Origin of the sequence: Paenibacillus sp. FSL W7-1088, assembly GCF_037969855.1 — a bacterium.
Classification (GTDB): Bacteria; Bacillota; Bacilli; order Paenibacillales; family Paenibacillaceae; genus Paenibacillus.
The window spans coordinates 1246928-1272941 of sequence record NZ_CP150216.1 but is presented as its reverse complement, the minus strand read 5'-3'; the positions used below and the strand labels follow the sequence as shown (position 1 = coordinate 1272941).

General features: G+C 49.3%; 17 protein-coding genes. 2 read left to right on the top strand and 15 right to left on the bottom strand.

Going from position 1 to position 26014, the window contains the following annotated elements; translation table 11 throughout:
• Positions 1-13: 13 nt before the first annotated feature.
• On the bottom strand, positions 14-1480 hold the full coding sequence (gene gucD, locus MKY42_RS05705) for an alpha-ketoglutaric semialdehyde dehydrogenase GucD (protein WP_179265660.1): 1467 nt from the start codon (positions 1478-1480) through the stop codon (positions 14-16).
• 21 nt (positions 1481-1501) lie between these two features.
• Positions 1502-2377 carry a fumarylacetoacetate hydrolase family protein gene (locus MKY42_RS05700; RefSeq protein WP_339849481.1) on the bottom strand — a complete coding sequence of 292 codons (876 nt, stop codon included), beginning with the start codon at positions 2375-2377 and terminating at the stop codon, positions 1502-1504.
• 375 nt (positions 2378-2752) lie between these two features.
• Here MKY42_RS05700 and MKY42_RS05695 point away from each other — a divergent pair, with 375 nt between their 5' ends.
• Positions 2753-3667, top strand: coding sequence for an AraC family transcriptional regulator (locus MKY42_RS05695; RefSeq protein WP_339849479.1), 915 nt, complete (start codon positions 2753-2755; stop codon positions 3665-3667).
• 85 nt (positions 3668-3752) lie between these two features.
• Here the strand turns inward: MKY42_RS05695 and MKY42_RS05690 are convergent, their stop codons facing one another.
• Positions 3753-5174 carry a family 43 glycosylhydrolase gene (locus tag MKY42_RS05690; protein WP_339849476.1) on the bottom strand — a complete coding sequence of 474 codons (1422 nt, stop codon included), beginning with the start codon at positions 5172-5174 and terminating at the stop codon, positions 3753-3755.
• Between the two features lie 117 nt (positions 5175-5291).
• Between MKY42_RS05690 and MKY42_RS05685 the strand changes: the two genes are divergently transcribed.
• The gene (locus MKY42_RS05685) at positions 5292-6098 is read left to right on the top strand and encodes an AraC family transcriptional regulator (RefSeq protein ID WP_090893821.1); all 807 of its coding nucleotides are present in this window, start codon (positions 5292-5294) and stop codon (positions 6096-6098) included.
• Here the strand turns inward: MKY42_RS05685 and MKY42_RS05680 are convergent.
• The 12 genes from MKY42_RS05680 to MKY42_RS05625 form a co-directional block, all read right to left on the bottom strand.
• A complete protein-coding gene (locus MKY42_RS05680) occupies positions 6088-6945 on the bottom strand; it encodes a carbohydrate ABC transporter permease (protein ID WP_256221911.1) in 858 nt (285 codons plus the stop codon). The genes MKY42_RS05685 and MKY42_RS05680 overlap by 11 nt on opposite strands.
• A 16-nt stretch (positions 6946-6961) precedes the next feature.
• On the bottom strand, positions 6962-7753 hold the full coding sequence (locus MKY42_RS05675) for a sugar ABC transporter permease (RefSeq protein ID WP_339849472.1): 792 nt from the start codon (positions 7751-7753) through the stop codon (positions 6962-6964).
• 201 nt (positions 7754-7954) lie between these two features.
• Positions 7955-9271, bottom strand: a complete 1317-nt coding sequence (locus MKY42_RS05670; RefSeq protein WP_090893815.1) for a sugar ABC transporter substrate-binding protein — start codon at positions 9269-9271, stop codon at positions 7955-7957.
• Positions 9272-9699: 428 nt separating this feature from the next.
• Positions 9700-11682 carry a CotH kinase family protein gene (locus tag MKY42_RS05665; RefSeq protein WP_339849467.1) on the bottom strand — a complete coding sequence of 661 codons (1983 nt, stop codon included), beginning with the start codon at positions 11680-11682 and terminating at the stop codon, positions 9700-9702.
• A gap of 227 nt (positions 11683-11909) precedes the next feature.
• Positions 11910-16268 (bottom strand): alpha/beta hydrolase fold domain-containing protein, encoded by a 4359-nt coding sequence (locus MKY42_RS05660; RefSeq protein WP_339849464.1) that lies wholly within the window; start codon positions 16266-16268, stop codon positions 11910-11912.
• 64 nt (positions 16269-16332) lie between these two features.
• Entirely contained in the window at positions 16333-17883 is a 1551-nt protein-coding gene (locus MKY42_RS05655) for an extracellular solute-binding protein (RefSeq protein WP_339849461.1), read from the bottom strand.
• Between the two features lie 135 nt (positions 17884-18018).
• Positions 18019-20427, bottom strand: a complete 2409-nt coding sequence (locus tag MKY42_RS05650) for a DUF4962 domain-containing protein (protein ID WP_179265667.1) — start codon at positions 20425-20427, stop codon at positions 18019-18021.
• 34 nt (positions 20428-20461) lie between these two features.
• Positions 20462-21229 (bottom strand): glucose 1-dehydrogenase, encoded by a 768-nt coding sequence (locus MKY42_RS05645; protein ID WP_339849456.1) that lies wholly within the window; start codon positions 21227-21229, stop codon positions 20462-20464.
• 36 nt (positions 21230-21265) lie between these two features.
• Positions 21266-23104 carry a sensor histidine kinase gene (locus MKY42_RS05640; RefSeq protein ID WP_339849453.1) on the bottom strand — a complete coding sequence of 613 codons (1839 nt, stop codon included), beginning with the start codon at positions 23102-23104 and terminating at the stop codon, positions 21266-21268.
• Positions 23101-24138 (bottom strand): response regulator, encoded by a 1038-nt coding sequence (locus MKY42_RS05635; RefSeq protein ID WP_339849450.1) that lies wholly within the window; start codon positions 24136-24138, stop codon positions 23101-23103. Before MKY42_RS05635 ends, MKY42_RS05640 begins: the two co-directional genes overlap by 4 nt.
• 42 nt (positions 24139-24180) lie before the next feature.
• The gene (locus MKY42_RS05630; protein ID WP_179265671.1) at positions 24181-25059 is read right to left on the bottom strand and encodes a carbohydrate ABC transporter permease; all 879 of its coding nucleotides are present in this window, start codon (positions 25057-25059) and stop codon (positions 24181-24183) included.
• Positions 25060-25071: 12 nt separating this feature from the next.
• Positions 25072-25989: an ABC transporter permease subunit gene (locus MKY42_RS05625; RefSeq protein WP_063567852.1), complete on the bottom strand. Its 918-nt coding sequence runs from the start codon at positions 25987-25989 to the stop codon at positions 25072-25074.
• Positions 25990-26014: the final 25 nt, after the last annotated feature.

The following is a 26014-nucleotide window of genomic DNA, read 5'->3' as shown; positions in this document are numbered from 1 at the left end:
AGCCTCCCAATGTTTATGACTTCACGAAGACGGTTTTGATGGCGGTGAAAAACTCGATAGCCGCTTGGCCCTGTTCCCTGGAATGCGAGCTAGACATCTTCATTCCACCGAACGGAGCCTGCAGCTCTACGCCAGCCGTTTCCGCATTGATTCTGACCAATCCTGCATCCATATCCCGGATGAAAGACAGCATAGCTCCAACATTTTGAGTATAAATGGAAGCACTTAAACCATAATCGGTGTCATTAGCCACCTCTATAGCTTCTTCCAGGGAATCCACTGGCATTAAAGCAAGTACCGGGCCGAAGATTTCTTCCCGGGCGATGGACATGTGCGATTCGACACCTTCAAATACGGTCGGCTGGACATAAAATCCCTCTGCAAGCCCCGGGTCGTCCGGTCTTTTTCCACCTGCCAGCAGAACAGCACCTTCGTCCTGTCCTTTTTGAATATAGCTCAGCACGGTGTTGAGCTGTCCTTCGTTTGCACATGGACCCATCCAGCTGCCGGAAGCCATGCCATCACCCAGTCGGATTTCCTGAATTTGCGAGAGGAGCTTTTCTTTAAAGGCGTCATATATTTTTCGTTCAATAATGACCTTGCTGGTGGCCGTGCATTTTTGACCAGTCGATTTCAAGCCACCGCTGATGGTGGCCTCAACAGCCAAATCCAGATCAGCGTCTGCCGCGATGATAATCGGGTTCTTCCCACCCATTTCAAGTTGATACTTGGCCCCTCGTGCCAGTGCTGCTGCGCCGACGCGCTTTCCCACTTCATTGGAACCCGTGAATGTAATTCCGCCCACATCCGGATGCTCTGCAAGCGCATTTCCGATCACCGAGCCTCTGCCACATACCAGATTAAGAACGCCTGCCGGAATACCCGCCTCTTCAAAACATTCCATTATTTTAGCCGCAGTAACTGCCGTTTCCTGTGCCGGTTTTAACACAACGGTATTGCCGTAAATCAAGGCCGGAGCCGTCTTCCAAATCGGAATCGCTACAGGAAAATTCCACGGAGCAATAACGCCCACAACACCAAGCGGGACGCGGGTCGTAAACATCAGCGCTTCGCTGTCCGTCGAAGGAATAACATCGCCTGTTTTGCGCATGCCTTCTCCTGCGTAATACCTTAAGATCGCGACACCGCGCATCGTCTCTCCTTTGGCTTCAGGAAGGGTTTTGCCCATTTCCCTGGTCATCGCTTCCGCAACCTCATCGGCCCGGCGTTCCAGGACGTTTGCGGCCTGAAATAGATAGTTACCACGCTCCGCACCGGTTAACCTCCGCCAATCCTTGGCTGCTGCCTTCGCCGCTGCAACAGCCTGGTTCAGATCCTCTACGCCGGAAGTGGGGACGTAGCCGACTACCTCCTTCCGATTCGCCGGATTGATACTCGGTTCGGTCTCACCGGTTGTGGCCTTCACCCATTCTCCGTTAATGTAATTGCTGTATGTCTGCTCTACCTGAAATGTGGTCATCGCATTCATCCTCCTTATAAACTAGTTTGAAATGACTGGATTGATGAGTGTCCCGATATCGCTAATAGATATTTCAATACGGTCCCCAGGTTCAAGTGTAAAATCATTGGGTGGTACGATGCTTGTGCCTGTCAAAAGCACCGTACCGTCAAACAAATCGTTATCCCTAGCCAGAAAGGAAACCAGCTCATCCAGCTTTCGGTTTAATTCACTCGTGCTCGCCTCACTCTTGACAACCACTTCCCCTTCGCGATAGATCTGGCAGACGATGCTGAACGCATACGGATTCTGCACCGTTTCCGCTAGTCGAATGGCCGGACCTATGGAGCAGGAATTGCGCCACATTTTTGCTTGTGGCAGATACAGCGGGTTTTCCCCTTCGATATCACGGCAGCTCATGTCATTGCCAACGATGTATCCCACAATGCTGCCATCCGCGGCAAGCACCAATCCAAGCTCAGGCTCCGGGATCTGCCAATTGGAATCGCTGCGAAGCGTGACTGCCTCATGCGGTCCAACGGTGCGGGCAGCTGTGGATTTAAAAAAGATCTCCGGTCTTTCTGCATCATAAACCTTATCGTAAAAGGTCTTGGCATCCAGCTTCCCATCCGTCGCTTCATAATTTCGCGCTTCCCGGCTCCGCTGATAAGTCACACCCGCCGCCCATACTTCCGGAGCTTCCAATGGAGTGATTAAATGCAGGGAAGTCCAATCGTCAGTTAACTTGTTCAACGGTTTAAAAGCGCTTTCAACAAGTTGGACTGGAGAAATTCCCTGCTTTCTTGCTTGATAGATCAAAGTCATAAAATCTGCTTGTGGCAAACGATACGCTTTTTCATCATCCGTAACGGCTGCCAGCCACTTCTGTTGTCCATCCAGAAATCGAATAATTCTCATTCAAGCTTGCCCCCATTCTCCCCCATCGGGTTGATAATACTACCATAGCACCAGCTATGGTTCATGACGATGCTCTAATCACTCCGACGATTTACCCTTTTCACGCATTCTTTTTCTGTTAAGATGGATCTATATCAGTTGAACTAAAGATGATTTACACGGACACTCCGATGACAGAATAACCTTCCAATCACTGTTATCCCCAGATTTTTTTGATTCCCTCTTCACAAGGGAAAATCCGGTGATAAAGGCGACCGCTTCGCTTTTTCAGGTTTTTTCTGTCCTCTCCGTTTCTGTGTAAATAGTTAGTTCAATTGATATAGACGAAACGGTAAGGTGTTGGAATATAGAACATTACGAGGGGGTTGGGTTGCTGTGACCAAGCTTTCAGAAGCCGTGTATTTAGGTCGTCTGCCCGATGTTCGCATGTCTTTTCAATTATTGGGGCTGCATGCACGAAAAGTAGATTCCAACTGGACTTATCCGTCCCATGAGCATTCGATGTATGAAGTCCACTGGATGATGGATGGCCAGATGAACATGGTCGTTAACGGGCAGTCATACAGCCAGTCTGTTGGCGACCTTCTGTTTATCCGTCCTGGTATGACCCATTCCTGCACCGGTGCCGGACCGCAGGGGTTCACTTATTTTTCCGTACATTTCAGCATACACGATACTTCTTTTTGCAGAGAACTCAACCGCTATAAAGACATCTATTATCCGGCAGATTCCGATCTGGCTATTGGTCTGTCCTCTTCCCTGTCTACACTCTATGATCTGGCCACAGAGCATTTGTTGAGCTCGCTGTCTTCCTCCAAACAAATGAAGGTTCATGCCGCCGTATTTGAACTGCTTGGCTCCCTGGTCGGCCAGTTATCTCAAAAAGCATCTGTTACTTTATCCCGAAAAGAAACCATCGCCCATCAAATTGCCGAGCACATTGAGGATTCCGTAAGATATATCCATCTTCATGGGGAAATTCAGGAGAGCGAGCGAACCTGGATTCAAGACATCGCCAAGTCACTGAACATTAGCCCATCGCAGGTCAATCGCATCTTTCGGCAGATCTACGGCATTGCCCCGCGCAAATTTTTATCCGAAACCCTGTTGAACGAAGCCCAGCGGCTGTTAAAGCAAACAGACCTGAACATTGACCATATTGCGATGATGCTGGGGTATAAAACCAATGCGCATTTCAGCCGTCAGTTCAAGCGGTGGACAGGCATCGCGCCAAGTGAATTTCGCAGCCATTCCCAGCAGGCAACGGCAGCCGATCATCCTGATGATTGACTTTTTAGTGTTCACATGAAATAAGCAGCTGCTGAATGATCAGCAGCTGCTCTGTCTTTACACACGTCGAATCTGTTCAGCCGGTTTATTCTAATGTAAAGGAGGCCAAACTCGCGCCTCCGGCTCCCCTGTAAGTAAAATACAAAGCCTGTCTACCGTCCGGAACGGTAATCTCGGCTGTGTATTTTTTCCAATCATTTGTAAAATGTACCGGAATCACTCCCAGAACAGGACCATCCCATGCCGTTTTGACCTCGAAGATTCCATTACAGTATCCGCGCACCTTGAGCGTGACCTGGCGGATTCCGTTACAATCGAAATATTTAAACCCTGCCGTTGCGGAATCAACCATATTGGCAATATATCCGGTCTCTTCATCGCCGTCTCTTCCATCCTGAGTAATCTTCGGAAAGCGGCTGTCCAGCCACGCTCCCTGTCCGAAGCCACCTGTATACAGTTGATCATCTTTCGTAAAAAGATTGCAAGCCAGGTAGGCCGAGTACTCCCCTTTTCCTTCAAGAGGTCCCCCATTCAAGCCGAGGGAAGTCATTTCCACTTGAGGAATGCTTCCGTCCTCCTCAAAAGAGATCTTTTCAACGCAGCCCTGACGGTTAAATGCGTCCCCATTGGTGTGGCGGTGATAGAAAATGTACCAGTCCCCGTTTATCTCCACAACGCTGCCATGGTTATTCCCGCCATAATACATCGGCTTGTCAGCTGGTTTATAGGCGTCGATATGAAGATCGCAGTTGCTTACGATAACGCCCTGATATTCAAACCCTTTGTTTGGAAATGTACTGGTAGCATAGCATAATTCATGCATGACGATAGAGGAATAAACCAAGTAGTAGATGTCCCCTCTCTTCCGGATGGAAGGTGCTTCAAAAAATTCATGTCCTTCAAATCCGCTGCCCTTGCTGTATGGTTGGCTAGGAGCTACGAATGCGGGTTCATCCACAATCGTCAGCATGTCCGGACCAAGCACCGTCACCATCGCGCCATGTCTCGATTGATCCCCGGGCGCACAGAAGCCGGTATACAGGTATGTATGCTCCCCTTCAGTCAACACGCCGGGATCGAATTGTGGCTCGTCCCCGTCTCTTTCTCCCAGTCGAGTGCCATCGGCATATTTCACGTAACCGTAGAATTCATATTGGCCGGCAGGTGTATCGCATACAGCCACAGAAACAACCGGCACTTTATCCAGCACATAATACAGATAATACCGTCCATCAGGACCTACCGTAACATCTGGCGCATAGAGGCACATACTGGCATCCGGATTCAGCGGATCATCTGTTTTTCGGTAGATCACACCTTCATTTCGCCAATTCCCCAGGTCATTCACTGGGGCCGACCAGCATACATAGTCATTCAAGCAAAAGACATGTCCGTTAAATCGATCATGCGAACCATACACATAAACTCTGCCGTCAAATACATAAGGCTCACTATCAGGAACGTACTCCCAGGATGGAAGGTATGGATTTAACCCCTGTTTCTTCATTCAAGCTGCACTCCTCGCAAAAGTAATTAGGCAATATGATTTGAAAATAAATCCCGTATAATAGAAAACAACTAAAACGCTTACTGACTTTTCAACTCTAATAATAAGGTGAAGACAATGACAAACATTTTTTACGTTGAGTATGACGCTGCACATAACAGCAATTTTGTTTTTGATATTCCCGAAGGGCACAACTGCTGGCTTTTGGTTATTACACAGACTCCTGCTCAGTTCTGGGTAGATGGAAAACTGAAGGATTACCCTCCCCATTGTGCCGTTTTTTTTGAACCGCATCAAAAAGTGTATTATCGGGCTTGTGGAGAGCAATATATTAATGATTGGATTCGTTTTGAAAGCGATGAGCCTTACGTGACCGAAACCTCGCTTCCATTTGGCAAACCTTTTCCTTTGGATGACCCCGAATATTGCCACATGCTATTCCAACTGCTTGTCATAGAGAATTCATTCAAAAAAGATTACAGGGAATCATCCATAGATTGTCTGCTCCGGACCCTGTTCAATAAACTGCTTGAGTCTTACTTTCAAGAAAAGATTAGTCCTCAACACTATAATCTTTTAAAACTTCGGGCGGCCGTCCACAATAATCCCAGCCACCCTTGGACCATATCGGAAATGGCTAAAATCATTAGCATCAGTCCGGGATACCTGCAATTCATTTACAAGAAATTGTTTGGCCTCTCGTGTATGGATGATGTTATTCATAGTCGAATTCGCTTAGCCAAAGAATACCTTCGACATAACCTCTACACGGTTTCAGAGATTGCAGACCGCTGCGGTTACCGTAATGTAGAGCATTTTTGCAGGCAGTTCAAACAAGTGACTGGTTCGACACCAAAGAGATTTCACAAACGGATCGTCGACTTGCCTGTTGGCACAGCCGATTTCGATGGGGTCAACCCTTGATTCCCGTCATCGTAATCCCCTGAATAAAATACTTTTGTCCGATGAAGAAGAGAATCAGCACGGGGATCACTGTAATCAAGGAAACCGCCATCAGCATCTGTATTTGGGAAGAGCCAAAAGAATTCTGAAAGAACTGCAAACCGATAGCCAATGTAAAATTCTCATCGCTATTCAAATAAATTAACGGAGACATGTAGTCATTCCAGTGAAAGGTAATTGACATGAGACCAACCGTAATCAAAGCCGGTTTGATGGCTGGCAGCAGTATTTTGTAATAAATCTGGAAGGCATTTGCACCGTCAATATAGGCGGCTTCATCCAGATCTTTCGGAATGGTTTTGAAGAATTGTCTGAGAAGGAAAATGTTAAATGCTCCTCCCCCAAAAAAGGAGGGAATGATCAGAGGCATCAACGTATCAAGCCAGCCAAGTTTGGTGAACAACAGATACGTAGGAATGAGAGTCACCTGACTGGGGAGCATCATGGTAGCAAGCACGACGGTAAATAACAACCCGCTGTATCTGGATTTGAAGCGTGCAAAGCCAAAGGCTACAAATGAAGCGGAAAGAACCGTTCCAAACGTTGCCAGTCCCGTTACGATTAAGGTATTCCATGTATACCGTGTGAAATCCGCATACTGCCAACCCTGAATGAAATTATCCCACGTAAAAGTTCCCGGGATGATTTTGGGAGGCAGCGTATAGGCTTCCGAGGGGATTTTAAAGGCGGTGGAAAGCATCCATATAAACGGAAAGATAAAAACGACTGCAACAATTGTCAGTATTATATAACTCAAGCTGACTCTGATTCGATCGCTGGTTCTTTTACTTTTATAATAAGCCTCCATGGCTGCACCTCCCAAATTAGTTATCGTAATAAACCCAGTGTCTGGAGGTCCGGTTTACGATTAGAGTGATGAGCATAATAACTAAGAATAATAACCAGGCCAAAGTTGAGGCGTAACCCATCTCGTTATATTTAAATCCGCTGTTATAAATATGCATCATGTAAGTATAGGTGGAGTAACTTGGGCCGCCTTCGGTCAGGATGAAAGGTTGCATAAAGATTTGAAAACCACCGATAATCCCCATGATCAGATTAAAATAAAGCGTAGGCGTTATCAGAGGCAGAGTAATCCGCGTAATTTTCACTAAACTGCTCGCTCCATCCATTTCAGCACTCTCATATAGGGCTTCCGGAATATCCTGCAGCCCCGCAAGTGTAATGATAATGGAATTCCCGATGGTCCAGACCCCCATAATAATAATTGCCGGCATCGCCCATTTGGTATCGCTTAACCAGTTCGGTCCTGTAATGCCGAATAGAGAAAGGAAATAGTTAACGAGTCCGTATTGAGCATTAAAAATCCACCCCCAAAGCAAGGTAACCGCAACGCCGGATGTGATATAAGGGATATAAAAGCTGGTTCGAAAAAAACCAACCCCCTTAATTTTTTGATTAAGCAGAAGAGCAATCAGAAAGGACAAGAGCAAGCTGGCCGGGACGGAAACCAACACAAAATATAGCGTATTCAGCAACGAACGGTAAAATAGCGGGTCCTGTGTAAAGGCTCTGACGATATTATCTAAGCCAATAAATTGACCTGAGCCGGTCATATCCATATTTGTGAAAACCAGAATGATGGAATAAACCATGGGATATAAAGTGAATATTAAAAAGCCCAAAAGCCATGGCGAGATAAAGAGGAAAAATGATTTTTCCTCCCTTTTTTCAATGCTAATGTTTCGAGCCTTCATTCTTTCGCCTCCATAAATGCCTGCATTTGCAAGACCGATTATGATAGAGATGGGGGGACTGCCCCCCCATTGTTAAACAAACCGTACATTGTTCTTCTATTATTTGTTTTGATGGATCGAGTCAAGAGCGGCCTGAATTTGTGAGGTATAGGCTTTAGCGGCTTCCTCAGCCGATTTCCCCTGAACGGTGACCTGCTGCCAGGTCTGCTTGTAAAGATCCCCTGCCTTAGCAATGGAGCCTCCCCAAGGGAAAGTTATGGCATCCTGCAGTCCAGTTACAAAATCCACCATGGAGATATCTGTACCTTCAATTTTCAAGTTGGCAAACGTACTTTCAGCCGATTCTTTCGCCGCAGGAAGATTTACCTTGCTGTACAAATCGCCTACCTCTTTATTCAGGGATACTGTTTTTATATAAGCCCAAGCCGCTTCTTTATTTTTAGAATCTTTATTCATGGCGAAGCCGGTCTGAAATTTAATGTTGACTGTCTTTCCGGACGGATCTTTTGGAGGCATCACAATTCCCCATTTGAAATTTGATCCAATATTTTTGGAAATCGTCGAAGCTTCAAACACACCTAGCGGATACATCGCAGCCTTGCCTGCAGCGAACATTTGATCCATGGGCATGCTCTTGGCAGCAGCATCATCCGGCATTGCTTTTGCGTTCACCAGGTCGCCAAACAATTGGTACCCCTTAAGCGTATTGGGATCATCCAAAGTCTGTTTGGTCCAATCCTCGTTATATGGCATCCCTCCGTATATAAATGGAGCAAAGCTTTGCAAAATCCAGTGGGACACAATACCGTAGACCCGGTTTACTCCTTCACCCGACGAGATCTGTTTGGCTGTTGCCGAAAAATCATCCCAAGTCCAGTCATTTGTTGGATAAGGGATCCCCGCCTTGTCAAAGATGTCTTTATTGTACGCAATCATAAAATCCGAGGCTGTTGTCGGCATACCTTTGCGTGTACCGTCCGGATCAACATATCCTCCGTCAACTCCCTGCGTAAACAAAGCTTCCAGGTCTAATTGATCCTTTTCAATATAAGGGTTTAAATCTTCGAACCATTTAGACCTTAGCCCTTTCCAGTCCGGGGACATCATAATCACATCACCAGCATTTCCCGCAGCGAGAGCTGCATCCAACTTAACATCGATGTTATCTGCCGGGAGCCAAACTTCATGCACCTTCACTTTTGGATAGAGTTTCTTGAAAATTTTAGTTGCTTCCTTCCGGGACTGGAGCTCCTCACCGCCGCCCCACCCGAAAATGGTAAGGTCGCCGGAAATTTCCTGCCCACCCGGATTAGAACTGCCCCCAGGGTTTTCCTCCGCCTGATTACCGTTTCCTCCGCAAGCTGTGAGCGCTGTCATTAATATCCCGATGAATAGAATGGCTGAAAATCTTCTCATATTTATCCTCCTTTGTACTTAGGCCATGGCTAATGTTATAACCCGATGAATGAATTTAACATCCTGACTACATTCGAAAAACGGGGGAGGGGATTACTGATCAATCCTTATTTAATACAAAGATCCTATGACCAACCCAAACCTGAATCTGTCCTAAAATTGCACGGTGAAACTTCCCAGACATCGCATATCGAAACACCACTCCTTCTGCTTTGTTAGCGTTTTCTTTTGTTATTTAAAAGTAAGGTTTCTCACGGTTTGATTCAATGACCTATCCTAAAGAATTATTGATCAATAGTCACATTCAACTATTTGTTGTTACGGGCTGTGGTAAAACTCTTGCAAGAAAAGAAGATGTCTTAGAGGAATGAGACGAACAAAAAAAAGGGACTCGATGTGCTCATCGAATCCCTTTTATTCCATCCTGATTATTTAGATGTAAGACTTACTTTTGCAGCCGTTTGATCCCAATCCACGGTCAGTCCCAGTCCTTCAGAGATGAAGCGTACCGGTACAAGTGTGCGACTGTTCTTGATAATGGCTGGTGCATCAATTTCGAGCGTTTCACTATTCACCGTTGCCGTGCTGCTTCCGATCTGGAGCACAAGCGTCTGGTCATTCAGAACGGCTGTTACCGTTTTCGCTGTTTTGTCCCACGTTACTTCTGCACCCAAAGCTTCAAGGATCGCGTTCACAGGTACCATAACTCGTCCGTTTTGCTCTAACGGGTCCTGATCAGGGAACGTAATCGCTTGGCCATCCAGGGTTACCGTAATCGCTTTGTCTGTTGTTCCTGTTCCGGTATCCGTACCTGTATCTTCCGAAGTCTCAGGCAGAGGTGTTACTTCACGTCCAAGCTGCTCTTGCAGATTGGCAAGTCGGTTCAGGGCAAACGTCGTCAGCGATCCCGCTGCCATGGAGCCCATACCTCCGCCAAAGTTACCGCCAGGACGTGTCTGGGTATTGCCTGTGCTGGCTGTTGTTCCCGTTCCTGTTGTGCCATCCGGCGGTGTCGTACCATCGGGAGGTGTCATGCCTTCAAAACCTTCCGGAGGCGTCATACCTTCCATGCCCTCTGGCGGTGTCATACCTTCGAATCCTTCTGGTGGTGTACCACCCATGCCACCCATACCGCCTGCTGCATCAGCGTTGGCTGAATATGCGATGTTGGATTCAAACTGCTCTGCTGTGTAGAACTTCGTTGGATCTGCTTCTACATATGGACGAATGATGTCAGCCAGATCTGTGATACGGTCCTGAATGTCTTCCAGATAGTCCGTTAACTCATTGACGTAGCTCAAGTATTTTTCCTTATACTCAGGCACAGCCAGCAGGTTGTTGATCATCGGTACATTTTCCATGCTAATGCCCAGTACTGGCTCGTCCACAGATACGTTCGTTGCGTTGGTGTTGGTCATCGTTGATCCAGTTGTTGTTGTTCCACGTCCGCCTCCACCGGCGTATCCATTAAAAGACATGTTAAAGTCCCAAGGGACAACGGTGAATTTGCCATCTGCGTCGCCGTAGAGCATGTAGTTATGCCCTTTGTCACCGCTATAGCTATCATAGTTGCCAAAGACCATGTTGCCCGCGATATATTTCAGTGCCGAATCCACGTCCAGCACACTCTCGATATCGCCTTTTTCACCTTCAGGCATGTCGTTCAGCGTTTTGATGAAGTTTTTGAGCTTGGTTTTATTCTCGTCCGTACCCAAATCTTCGGTGATGGTGCTGTAGTCACTGCCTTCTGAATACTGCAGATAACTCTTCTCCTCCGTATCGTAGAGGACGCCGTCCTCATAATCTTCGCCGTAATTGCGTTCCAGGTAGCTGTCATCTACTGCTTCGACCCCGGTATAGAAACCAACCAGTTCGCCGTTGATATACAGATTAACGTAGTTCGTCATCGGTACCTCCATGCCAATGCTGCGCAGCGCTTCATAATGAAGAACTTCACGCATGTACGATGGATCGGCGTAGTTGTTGTTCAGGACCATTTTATCCAGACCGAGCAGGGTTTGTGTTTTGTCGTATTTATCGAACTTCAGTCTGAAGCTGTAACGGTCGGAATCTTGCATCGAGGCTACGGATTTCAACGTCAGATTACCCTTGGTGGAGAAACCAACGTTATCCAGCTTGTTGCCGTCCACTTCCACACTTACCTTCTTATAATCCTTATCCAGCGGGCTTTCGAGCATGCTCTTCCAGTCTGCATCATCAATCGTAATATTCACATCAATGATGTTGTCCGTTTGGAACAACGATTCATAGGCTTGAGTGACACCTGTGCTGGTAGTTGTATCCTCAGCGGCAAACGCAGCGTTCGGGCTTCCTACCAAGGCAAAAGAAGATGATGTTACCATCGTCACGGACAAGGCCGTTACTGCAACTTTACGTAGTAGACTATTCAAATGATGAATCCTCCTTCTTGGTTTCTGTTAAGCAACGTAGGCTTATGAAACCATGGTAGAGGACAAACCTTTAATGAATCTTAAATCAATGATTCACAACAAAAAGTAGCCTATTAGGCTACATAAGTTGAACTATAAATGGTACACCTTATCACTCCGATTACAGTACGGTGTACAATTGAGCTTCAACTTATATAGACGCCTGCCAGGCTACTTGTTCTGATCCTTTATTGCTCGGTAACGGTCACACCTGCTGCTTTGTAGTAGTCCTCATTCATATTGTTTAGAACGTTGGCCTTCATTAGGATGCCGACTCCGGCAAAGAGTCCGATTCCGTTTGCGTTCCCTTCGATTCGGTTATTTTCAATCAACACATTCTCGGGGTTCCCTTCGCCAATATTGCCGGCTCCGGCATCGCCTTTGTCGCGTTCAAGACGCACGCCCCAGTATCCGCTTGCGGTATTGTTACGGATCACATTGCCTCGAATCACCGTACCCGGTCCATTCAACACTTTGATTCCTGCCGCATCTGCAATCGTGGTTGTATTCTCGATGAGATTATCCTCGATTAGAGTATCGGGGGTGCCCATAGTTACCGAAATGCCGATTTGGCTGTTCCTGATCGTGTTGTCATGAATGTAGTTTCCTTTACCCGACTTGCTGTGATTGCTGGGTGCTGAACCCCCTGTATTGCCAAGTCCAATCCCTGCGCCTGTCAGCACATCCGTAATGACATTGCCGGAGATTTCATTCAAATACTCCAGTTCACCATGAAGATCAATAGCATCCAGCTTGGTTCCGTTAAATGTATTGCCACGCAGCACGTTGTTATGAGCGACAAACTGAATCAACGCTCCATGTCTGAGATAAGGGCCCTCAAACGTACTATCCTCAACCACATTCCATAACGTATCATTGTCAAAACCGAGTCGATCAGTCTTGGCCGTTCCCTGAATGGAAATTCCGTAGCCTGAACCCCCAGGGCCCAGATCTGTTGCATTACGGAATGTTGCATGCTTCACAACGACATCTCGGCTGTGTTCGATGCGGATCGCCATTCGTTTGAATTTCTCCACAATTACGCCGTCGATCGTAATGTCATACGATGGAGCCTCACCATAGTTGGCGATGTGAATTAGGCTATCCGGCCCCCCTGCGGAGGGATTGTTGGATTTGTGATCGGTTGTGTAGCTGCCAGACCAAGATGATGTTATGGTCATATTGGATACGAGAATGCTGTGCTGAGCCGATGCTTTCAGGACCGCGCTGCCCGTCACCTGATCCAGCGATGTCTTGAGCACGGTTCCGCCACTGCTCTCTCCTCTCAGATTCACCCCGGATTTGAGCTTCAGGTTGGTGGTTCCATCCGGCCCGGACAACAAATTGTACACTCCATCAGGCAAAAACACTTCATCACCAGCGTTCGCCTCATCAATAGCAGCCTGTATTGCGGGTCGGTCATCACTCGTATGATCAGCCAGATCTGCTCCGTAATCCCGTACATCAATCGTACGTCCGGTTACAGCATGAGGAGAATGGATAGTATGCGGTGCTCCATCTGTCTCCGTCAGTCCTGGAGCGATAAAGGGCACCGTCCCTTCAGGTGGTTGTGGCTCAATGTATGGAATCAGGGCAACAGGCGTTCCTCCCCCTGCATAAGGGGCATACAGATGCACATCGGTCAGACTCGTGTAAATACTTGAATCAGAATTGCCATGCCCGGTGATCCGTACATAACGTGCAGACGTGTCCGGGATATCAAATGCCTGCATTTCGGTTGTATCCCCACTGCTTTCGCCGCCATATACCTGGGTCCAATGATTCCCGTCAACAGACGTGTCTATCTCAAAGAAGGTCTTTCGGACATCCCCTTTGTAAAAACCAATCCCAACATAGCTCACTTGCTGAACCTGACCCAGATCATACATGATCCATTGCCCCTCTCCGGCAACTGACCAGCGTGTATAACTGTTATTGTCGAGGGTATTGGTCGCCAGGTTGCCGTCGCTACCGCTTGCCGAGACGGAGGCAACAGGCAGGGACGATACCGGAACCGCAAGGGTGGTCATACCGGTTGATAGAGCACTGCTGACGTTGCCGGCTTCATCAATCGCCCTCACTTGAAACGTGTACGATGTTTCGGCTGCAAGTCCGCTGTCACGAAATGACTGCTTACCTTGTTCAGCCAGCATAACTCCATCTCGATAAATCCGGTAGGCAGATACAGCTGTATCATCACTGGCAGCGGGCCATCTCAGTTCTGCAAACTCCGTTCCCCAGTTGCGAATCTCAAGCTCAGCTTCCTGCTGCCATTCTGGCGCGCGTGTGTCGCTTCCATCTTCGATTAATGAGATAACAGATAACTGTGGACGCGGATTGCTCGTTCCGTTGGCTTCCTTGGTGTATACGTTCACGGAAACACCTGTTGATCCCGCATCCGCGAGCAAAAATGCAACCTGATCCGCATCTGGACGACTCTTCAAATAATCGGTTACATCCACTTCATAGACGGCCGGGCTTCCACTACGATCTGCCGTGACCTGGAATGTGCCAAGCAACGAACTTTCGCTGAGACTTTGGACCGGGGCATTCGACCAGGTTAACGATGATTCGCTCCAGTCTGTTTCATTCAAACCGTAAAGAGACAACTCTGTATCGATATTCGATGTGCCTTTTTTGGCGGCAATCCGTAGTCGATACCGATCTCCTTCGACCTCATTTCCGGTCATGTCAAATTTGAAGTACACATATTTCTTGGTCGATGGCGTGGAAGAAATGCTTAGCAATCCGGTGCTGGAGCCCGTGGCCTGATTGAAATTCAAGTCAGGCTTGCTGCTGTCAATCGCCGCATCGTCGCTTGGCAGCTTGCTGGCGATGACCTTTTCAATCAACGGTTTTTCTTCTTCCTCTTCTTGATCTCCAGGCGAAGTGTCTTCGGGATTGTTTTTGAAAATAATGGGCTCCGTAACGATCCGGTTCTTCACATGTTCATCAAGGAAGGCCCATGCCTCCGCATTGGCAACCTCGGAAGCCGTCCCTGTAAATCCATGGCCCTGACCGGGTACGACTTTCATATCCACAATCGGGACACCCGCCGATTGAAGCTGTCCCGCGAAAGTAACACTGTCGGTATAGGGAATGGTGGCATCAGCATCACCGTGCCGAATCCAGAACGGTGGATCATCCGGTGAAGCATACGTGCCCGGCATGGCAAGTCTGGCCTGATCCGGAACATCGAACGCACGATGCCCGCCAAGCAGAGCTGTGACCGAGCTATAGTTATTGGCAAATGTCGTCGTAAAATCAGCAGGTCCGTACCAGTCGGCAACGGCCTGCACTTTGTCGGAATACTCAGGCCATCCGCCAGAACCTTCAAGATCAGGTACATCTACCGTCACCCCTGTATCGAGCTCTACAGTGTCCCCAGCGACCATGTCCCCTGTTGTGCCGAGTAATGCAGCCAGATGGCCGCCCGCTGATGATCCCCAGACGCCGATCCGACTCGGGTCCAGATTGTACTGGGCTGCATGGGCCCGCAAATATCGGATAGCGAGCTTTACATCCTGAATCTGGGCAGGGAAAGGCGCCTCAGGTGTCAGCCGGTAGTCCAGAGATACACCGATATAACCGCGTTTGAGTACATAATTGCATATGGAGTTTAATGCCTGCTTCCTGTCCCCGTGATTCCATCCACCTCCATGGATATAGACCATGACCGGCATCGGTTCAGCTGCCGCTGTCTCGGGAACAGCAATGGATGAATAGATTGCTCGCCCACCAGCCGTGCCAATCTCCACATCCTCGTATAAAGTTACTCCTTGTGGTGGCGTAAACTCCGTATTCTCCTCTCCAGGCGGAACTGGGGATGGGGCAGGCGTTATACCGGGAATAGCCTGACCGTAAATGACAACATTGTCGATATACATGTTGGCCTGCATGGCATCTACTGTTCGAAAACGAATTTTCACTGTGCTGTTATTGTTCGCTTCCGAACCCAGCGTCCAGCTTTTTAACGTATTTCCTTGCTTGTTCTTCGCATCAGGAGTGCCTGGGGCAAGTTCAAATGTCTCCAGCGTTGCCCAGGAACTGCCTCCGTCCTTCGACCATTCAATAATGATGCTTCCGCTGATATAGGACGAGGCGCGTGTGTAGTAGTTCAGCCGGATATTTCCGTATCCAGTCAGATCAAGCGGCAGTGCGATTGCATCGGTTCCGTCAATTTTGATCATGTTGGGCAACGAGGGGGCGGTTGTGGAAGATGACGTTTTGGCCTTGCTCCCTCCTTCTCCTTCCTGAAGCCAGGGGGCTCTCAGTGCAATTCCGCCTGTAGAGCCAAAGTTGTCCGGATCATCAAAGTTTTCCGCGTAAATCTCCAACTCTGGGCCCTCCGGATCCGGGATATTTTCTTCCTGCGTACTATTTAAAATAGAATGAGGAACAGCGTCTTCGATCGCCCGGACTTCATGCACGGGAACGGTAATACCGCTAATGAGTATGACAGACATGGCAACAAGTACAACCCGCTTCTTCCACGTTTTGAACACGTCATTCACTTGCATCCCCTCCGTATTCAGCTGACTTGCCACTCCGATGACAGAACAACCTTCCGATCGCTATTATCGTGTAAAATGTATAGTTCAACTTAAATCGTTAGCGACGCGGTGCGGACACGCCTTCACCCTTATTGAATTTCTCGGTGGCTTCCTCGATTGCCCGATCGCCGCCCTTGGATTTCCATTCCTCTACCACTTTCGGCCAATCGGAGATTGGCTCCTTACCATAAACCATCTTGATCATGTGTGTGAGCAATACCTGAGGAGGTGTATCTGAATTGGGAGCAATCTCGGGATTCTGTACAAAAGCTTCCAAACGCGGATCAAAGTTGATGCCATCCCGACCTTCTTTGGCTAAAATGGTATCGTAAATATTCATCAGCGTTCTGCCTTCTTCTGTCAGCGATAACGAGCCTTTATTGTACGTTGTGTCCTGTACGAACCATAAGAACGACTGACGGTAACGCTCTTCGTCTACACCAGCGGAGTCTGTTGGAGCTGTGTATGAAATCACGCCATTATCCTCTGTGTAGGTCTCTCCTTCTGTGCCGTATGTGAAAAACTTCTCCGCTTCGTCAGACACCATCCAGTTGAAGAAACGGATAATGGAAGCCGGATCAGCCGCATCCTTATTAATAAAGTAGGCACGTGTCACCGGACCGTACAAATAATAACCGCCCTTTCCGTCCGGGCCGACAGGGGAAGGGATAATCTCGATTTTGGCATCGGGAACCGACGCTTTAATCTGCTTCTCCCATTGGATCAGTTCGTTGGCATTCATGGACCACATGCCCGCCTTGCCCGAGAGAATCGTATTTTTGAATACGGTGGAATTGATGGTCGCGAACTCTTTGTTGATCAGCCCTTCCTCGTACATCGTCTTATAGACCGTTAGGGCTTGCTGCATATTCTCGTTATCCATAAATTTAGGAACAACCTGGTCGCCCTGCTGCTCCATCATGGACAGGAATTGCTGTACGTCATAGGCACCGAAAAAGGTATCCGCATATTTGAAATCCTCACGCCCCATATACGGATTCTCCACGCCGAGCTTCTTAAAGGCGCGCAAAACGTCCATAGTCTCCTCAACCGTCGTGGGCACCGGCAGTCCCGTTTGATCCAGCAGATCCTTGCGAATCCAGGTTGCCCGGCGGGATGGATTGGATAAATATTCAGGGATAGCATAGATATGGCCGTCATGAGTTACCTGGTCCCAGGCTTCCTTCGGCACGGTTTTGAGCAAATCTTGCCCGTACTGCTGCAGCAGTTCATCCAGCGGCTGAAATACTCCAGCTTCGACCGAGCCTGCCATCTCTTTGCCGTTGACGCCGCCGTCACCCTGCACCACGTCAGGAATATCATTGGTGGCAAACATCTGGACCATTTTCTGTTCATATTCCTTATGGGGGACCAGGACAATTTTCAGATCGGTATTCGTCAGATCCTCCAGTTTTTTCACCCATTGATCCTTGTTAATGTCTGGTGACTTCTCCACATACGTATACGCCAGCGTACGGAGTGAAATGGAGAATTTCGTTTTGCCGTCTCCCCCGCCTTCACCGGATGCCGCTCCGCTGCCTTTGTTGCACCCGGTCATAACAGCTGCTGCCAGCAATAGCGCCATGCCTGAGACCATCCACTTTTTCATGCTACCCCTCTTTTCATCCTGATTTAGGTACCACTCGTTGGTGAAGCGCTTTCAAATAGATGTTAAAACATCCCCACCGCCTGCAACAATGGGGATGTTTTAGATGAGATTGCGTTTTCTTTAGGTCCGCACTCCCTAGTACGTCTTGGATACCTCGATCTTCTTCGTTACACCGTTGTCGGTAAAATAGAGATGGATGCCGTGATCCTGGTCATCGATGAAATAGGGGACATACTTCGGCTCCTCGATTTTATATGGTACAAGCAGTGTTACAATTCTGTGGCTTGAGGCCGGCCGCGTTTCTGCGGTCAGATGATAATGTCTTTCCAGCCCTTCGTACTCTGCCGGGTCCACCTCTGCGAATTGATCCGTCTGGCTGAGCGCCAGCTCACCGGAGGAAGCATATACAAACGTGCCCTCAAGCCCCGCCATATTCCCGTTCAGACGGAAGCTCTGCCCTTTCAGCTGTAGCGGGTGCAGTGCATGGAACAGCCATTGAACGCTGTCCGGCTTCTCCAGGTCAATGTGGTCCACAATGACGAAGTAGGATGATTGCAGAAAATGAATCTCCCGTACAACACGCTTCACATGAGGTACGGTGCTGGCATAGGCATCGGTCGCTACCGCGCGCACATAACCATCGCCGTCCCGCCAATAGGCCTCTTCGATCTGCCCGGTGGCGGCCATATTCAGCACCTTGTTGTTCTCAGCATACTGCCCTGCTCCACCAATCAGCAGGTTGTTTTTGGAACGTGTCTGCCTGCGCCATTCCCGGTGAAAGGAGCTGCCGTGCGCGATATAATAGCCTGTATCCGCCGCAAGCGGCTCACCGAATGCGTGCAGGGTAAAGCTGTTCTGATCCGCATGACTGTGGCTGATGGAGCCATAACGGCTCGATTTGAGAAGAAGCATAACATGCTCATCCGGATCGTCCATCCTGTGATGCATGGCTACCCACCCCACATCTCGGAACCACTTAAGCGGCTCGATGTCTACAGGCGACTCTTCCTCCACCTGCGGATAATCGTGGCGGTATACCAAGTCGTCAAAGTTAAAGTCCCACCAACCGTAATTATAAAAAGCTCCCTCTGTCCCCGGATCGGATTGGCGCACACGCTCAAAGTACCACTGGTACCAACGGTTGCCTGTAACACCTGCCAGTTGGCGGACAAGATAGCCTGTTTTCAAGTTTACCGGGTCACCCAGCGTAGACTGATCTCCAAAGCTGGCGCGCCGTGCATCGGGCGGGTACACGTAGAGTGGAAAATCCCCAGTACGCTGGAAGAACGGCCGACGAAAGAAATCGATGCCAGCATAGTTTCGTAACAAATTCATCGCTTCTGTCACGTAGGCCATACCTGTTGTCCAGTACATCGGGCCTTCAGCCCAACCTCCATCACTTCCTCCCCAAGGGGAGTACAGACAGGCATAATAATCGATCGCATAATCCAGCCACACTGCAGCCTGCTGATGCTCATGCAACAAGGCCATACAGCAGGGCACAAGCACGGAAGACAATGAACGCACAGCATGGCTGTCATAAGGCACATGATGGATCTTCGAGCGAACCATCACATGCTGGGCTACCTGTTCTGTCCGCCGCAGCAAACTGCGCCTTACCATCTCTTGCTCTTCACTGTTCAACTCATCATGCAGCCAGTCATAACCCCAAGCAAGCGCAGCGGCAACCCGAAAGGCCGCCTCATCGTTATAATCACGAGAGGTCGTTCCCTCTGTATCCCAAGCCGCCACATGCAATAACCAGGTTTTCGCTGCTCCAAGCAACCGTTCGTCACGTAGCACCCGCCCCGCGATGCTGAGATGTCGAATCGCATATAACGTTTCCTGACAATCAATATACATTTGCCTCCAGAGCGCGGCGACACGTTTGTTCTCCGGGTAAGGCAGCGGTTCACGAATTGGTTCGCGGTTGGCCCATGGCTCCACGGAATTTGCCATAAATACATCCCAGCCGCAATATGTAGCATCTGTCGCAATGGCATCCGCAAGTGCCTGCAGCCCGCTCTCTCCGAGCCATAACCGGGGGTGAGACGTGTCTGTGGAAATGTACCGCTGCGCCCGGGAAGGTAGCGGTGTCTCGGGTAATCCCGCTGGCACAGTGAACTGCCGCACCTCACTCCAAGCCGACATTTCCCCTTGCTTCCTTTGCGAGGCATGCCCTTTGGCTTCACTCCCTTGCTTCCCCTGAGAGACATATGCTTCGGCTTCGCCCACTTGCTGCACTGGTTGATCTACAAGCAGCGCATATCGCCAATAGTACTCCCCAGGTTCAAACACCCGGTCCGGCGTGAAAAAGTTATACGGGAGCGGCGCAAAGGTCATCGTCTCTCCTTCCTGAAAAGAAGACCCCACCGATACTTGCAGCATATAGGCATTCTCGTCTTCTTGCTGTGCCGCCATCCAGGTAAACCTCGGCGGATTTTCTCCTAGAACGGTGTGCTCGTCAGGCGCATAGTCCACATGGAACGGCCCGCTGATTGGTTGGTACAACGGTCTTTCTGCAAGCTTCCGCTTCACTTCCATCGTATCGTCCCCTCCTTATCGCAATGGTGTAGCATCAACGCATGTACATCCCGCCATTGATTTCAATCGTTTCTCCGGTTATAAAAGAACCCAGCTCGGAACACAGGTACAGCGCCGCTCCTGCGACATCATCGGGAGTCCCTTCCCGCCCAAGCGGAATGCTGCTTACCGCAGAAGTTCGGCCTTCCGCCGAGGTGAACGTAGCGTGGAACGCCGTTTGTCCGATGAAGCCCGGTGAAAGGGCATTGACCGTAATCCCGCCAGGAGCCAGTTCTTTGGCAAGTCCTTTGGTTAACGCAATGACAGCCGCCTTGGATGCTGCGTAAATAGCTGCACCCGGCCCGCCACCATTATGAGCCGCTACGGAAGTCAGATTGATAATTCGGCCGCCTCCAACCGCCTTCATGCCAGGAATGACCGCTTTGGAGACAAAGACGGCGCTCTTCAGATTGACATCCATAATCCGGCTGTACAACTCCTCGCTCATCGTTTCAATGGGGCTCCGCTCCACCAGATGCCCCGCGTTATTAACCAACAGATCAATCGGACCGCCGAAGCGGAGTGTGATATCCCCAACCATCGATTCTATGGCATTCGTATCGGTCACATCTGCCTGAAATGCAGCTGCTTCACCGCCAGCATTCCGGATGGCAGTCACGACTTCCTCCGCCCGCTCCATGTTATGCAGACCATTCACAGCAACCTTCGCCCCGCAGCGAGCCAATGCCCCGGCAATGGCAGCGCCAATCCCTCCACTGGAACCTGTTACCAATGCAATTTTGTTCTGCAAGTTAATATTCATGTTTGATCTTCCTCCCTGTTATTGGTTTCAATTACATTAAATCCGCTTGCTGTGCTGATCCGCCGGAAGTGCCATCGTAATGGTCGTTCCCAAGCCTCGCTCACTCTCCATCATCAAGCCATATGATTCTCCAAATACCAGTTGAATCCGTCGATGGACATTCATAAGACCGATGCCTCCGCGATGGTAGACATCATCGGAATCTTCTCCTGCCAGACGATTCAATTCCAGACGGTCACGCAGCTTCTCCAGGCGTTCCTCGCTCATGCCCATGCCGTTATCCTGGACGATGACAAGAAAGCGATCTTCCAGGCGCCGAGCATCGATACGAATAAAGTGACCGGGCTCCATGCCTCGTGGAAATGCGTGTTGTAGCACATTTTCGACCAGTGGCTGAAGAGTGAGTCGAACCATTTTTTCCAACAACAGATCCGGTGCAATGATGACCTCAACTTCAAGCTCCCGATCCATGCGATGTTTCATAATGGAAAGGTAGGCCAGCACATGTTTCAGTTCATTGGCAACCGTGATTTCCTCCAGATTGGTCTGAATGGAATAACGGAGCATATGAGCCATGGATTCCACCATCTGTGCAATTTCTTCGGAGTCCTGTACAACGGCATAACATTTGATCGTCTCCAGCGTGTTGTAGAGAAAATGCGGATTGATCTGCAACTGGAGCGCCTGAAATTCCGCACGGTGTCGTTCCAATGCCTCCTGCTGTAGCTCGATTTCCGACTTCTGGCGGCGCAGCTCCGACTCGTATACACTCTCAATCATGTCCGACAGCCGGCTGACCATCAGATTATAGCTGCGGATCAGCACGCCAATTTCATCGCGCCTTTCCTTCATCTCCACCTTGTTCCAAATTCCCTTCTCCGTCTGTCTCATTCCGTTCATTAGCACACGAATGGGTTCCACCTGAGATGCTCCGATCCGGTAGGCCACAACAAGTGCAGCGAGCAAGGTTCCTGCACCAACCCATAAGGTGGCCGAACGGATCGTTGCAATCGGTCTTTGCAGCTCAGACAGCGGCACGGAAGCGACAAAGCGCCATCCCGAATATGCAGAAAGCTCCGATATGAGCAGCCGTTTGGTGCGATCCGTGTTCTGTTCCAGTGATCCTGCCTCCATGTGCATAAGCCTGTTCACCGTGCTGGACGGCATCGCTGTCTGCGCCTCTTCGTCCCCGGGTGTGTAGATTACCGTTCCGTTCTGATCCATCACATACTGATACCCACCTTGACCGAGGTCGAGTTCTCCCCATATTTTGTCAAGCTCCAGCACATTTACTTCCATCGCCAGTACTCCGTTGGGCGTATAGGAGGACACTCCTCTGATCCGGCGCGCGATCGTAATCACATTGGCACTCTGTCCACTGCGAATACTGCGGGTAAGCAGCGTCGATTCGCCATTTGCAGGGGTTGCAGCCAGCAGCTCCTTATATTGCTGTGCCGCGTCGATATCCGGTATGCCGGCTGAATTCTGGTTGTCATCAATCACAACACGCCCGTTATCCCCGATAACATACAGAAACTTGATCTGTGGGTATAACATAAAAACAGTTGGAAACACGTTCGTCTTAATCTGACGGCTGTACTCGTAATAGGCATAACTGTCCTCCGAATTCATATCGAGGAAATGCTTCACACTTCCGTTCGAGAGAATGGAGTAGGTTGCACGATCATAATTTTGCAAATACAGATCGGTCTGGTACGCCGTATTGCGCATCGTTTGGGCGATGTTGTCCGCGAGCTGGTCGTTCATTTCAGTCGAGGCATAGGTATAGGTGAACAAGCCAATGGCGGACAGGGACAACGTAATCACGACGGCAAAATGAAAGAACAGGCGGATGGACAGGCTGCGCTTCATCATTCGATGCCCAACTTGCTGCGGTATTCGGACGGTGTCAGTCCGGTTATTTTCTTGAATGTCTTGGTAAAATGGGGATGATCCGCATACCCCACTTCGTAGGATATATCCGTAATCCGGTTGCCCGGCTGCTCCAGCATGCGTTTAGCCAGTTCCATTTTGCTGCGTATCCGGTATTGAATAAAAGTCTGACCTGTCGTTTGCTTAAACAGCTGGCTGAAGTAGGACGGATTAAGCCCCAGCTTGGCTGCAATCTCGTCCAGCGACACCTCGCGGCGCAAATGCTTCTCCAGATAGGCTTTTGCTTCTTCCACCGGATGCTTGCGCTTGCCGCTGCGCCGCTCCTTGATCGTCTTCATTAATGTGTGGATCTCATTGCCCAGAGCCTCGAAGCACTCTTTTGAGGAAGCGCTTTCATTTATCTTGCAGGATGTACTCATTGTTCCGTTGCCATGTGCGTTCATGCGGGCCACAATCAATTCCAGCAATTCCTGAAAAAGCTCCGCTGTCTGCTCAGGCATCAAGGAATATGCCGGATAACGACCAGACCATGCTGCGAGCAGCTCCGTCACATCGGACTGCCGTAACTCCCATATAGCCTCTTCCAGACGCATCGCCCAATCATTCAGCTCTCTCACGGGTACAAGGGATACCGCAGGTTTATCCTCTTCGGTGGCCAGCAATTTGAGCAGCAGTTCATGCAGCTCCTGTCGTGCCACAGGCTTCAGCAGATATCGCTTTACTCCATAATCCATACAGGCTCTTGCATATTCAAAGTCCGAATAACCGGAAACCACAATAATGCGCATCGTACTTCCTTGCTCGGATAAACGTCGGCACAGCTCAATACCATCCATCGTTGGCATGCGGATATCCGTAAACAAGATGTGCGGCCGAAAGGCCTCTACCACCTGGAGGGCCTCTTCCCCATGCGCAGCCTGCCGAATCTCACAGTCGAACAGTCCCGCTTGCTTGATCATCTTCGCCAGACCCATCCGAATCATCGGTTCATCGTCCGTAATCAAGATTCTGAACATCGTCATTCCCCCGTTTCCGTCAGATCTGTCTGCTTCTTGTACTTAAGATTTGACGGAGCCAACCATGATTCCTTTTACAAAATGTTTTTGCAGGAAAGGGTAAATGATAATGATCGGCAAGGTGGCGATAATGATGGTTGCCATTTTGATGCCTTCCGGTGATGTATGTGCAAGGGTGCTGTAAACGGCAGAACCCGCATCGACGGAAATATCGTCACTTTCAAACAGCTTCTTGAGTGTGACCTGAATCGGCCACCAGGCTGGATCATTCAGATAATACAGCGCAGTTGAATAGGCATTCCAGTGGCCTACCGCATAGAAAATACCGAGTGATGCCATGGCTGGTTTGGACAAGGGAATGACGATACGCCAGATGATGCCGAATTCCCCACAGCCATCGATGCGGGCAGCGTCGATCAGTTCACCCGGCAGCTGTGCGAAGAACGAGCGCATGACGAAAAAGTTAAAGGCATTGATCGCTCCTGGCACAATCAGTACCAGCGGATTGTTGACCAGATGCAGTTCTTTCATCAGGATAAAGTTCGGAATGAGCGGCGCCGAGAATACAACGGTTATTAGGACAAACATGACGACCACAGAGCGCCCCTTGTACTCTGGACGGGAAACGGGATACGCCAGCGATGCCGTTGCAGCGAGATTGACCAGCGTCCCGAACAGCGTCACCCCAACCGATACTGCAAATGCCCGCCAGAACGAAGCATCGCCGAATACATATTCATAATTGATCCAGGTAAAAGCCACAGGCCAGAAGCTGACCTTTCCGCCCATGATCGCTTCCGAGCTGCTAAGAGATTGAGCCAGCACATTAATGAAAGGCAGAATCATCGTCAACGAGAGCAGCGTAAGAAAAACGAGATTGCCAATGCGGAATATACGGTAACGGACACTGGGGGAACGCATCGATCTCGCCTCCTAATACAGGCTTTCGCCGGTTGTTTTTTTGCTGAAGAAATTACCGAGTAGAACAAGCATCAAACCCACGACTGACTTGAACAACCCAATGGCTGTTGTATAGCTGTATTGCTGTGAGAGCAGGCCGGCTTTGTAGATATACGTATCGAGAATTTCACCCGATTCCAGATTGAGCGGATTCAGGAATACGAACACACGCTCAAAGCCCAGATCGAGGAACTTCCCGATGTGCAGCAGCAGCAGAATCATAATCGTCGGCAGTAAAGATGGGAGGGTAATCGACCATATTTGCTTCAAACGTCCGGCTCCATCTACCTCTGCCGCCTCATACAGATCGGGATTAATGCCCGCAATGGCAGCCAGGAAAATAATTGTGCCGTACCCGGAATCCCGCCAAATCCCCGAACCGATCAGAATGGAACGAATGTACGAGTCTTCCCCAAGAAAGTAGATCGGCTGCATGCCCAGAAATCCAAGTGCCTTGTTCACCACCCCGGCATCCATCGAGAAAATGCCCATGAATATTCCGCTAATAACGACCCAGGACAGAAAGTGAGGCATGTATACAATCGTTTGCAGCAAACGCTTAAACACAATCATCCGCACTTCATTCAGCAGAATGGCCAGTAAGATCGGTACCGGGAATGCAATTACGAGATCATATAGTCCGAGCAGAAGTGTATTGTTGAGAATTCGCAAAAAGTCATAATGGCTGAACATCTTCTGGAAATGCTCCAGGCCTACCCAATCACTTCCGGTAATGCCTTTGAAAATGTTGTAGTTCTGAAAAGCAATGATCGAGCCGAACAAGGGCACATATTTGAAGAGGAAAAAATAAAGGATGCCCGGTACGGAGAGCAAATATAGTATCCGGTATCTCCACAGATAACGTCCCGCATCTCCGAGCCGAGTGCCCAGACCAGACGAGTGAAGTCTGGCTGTT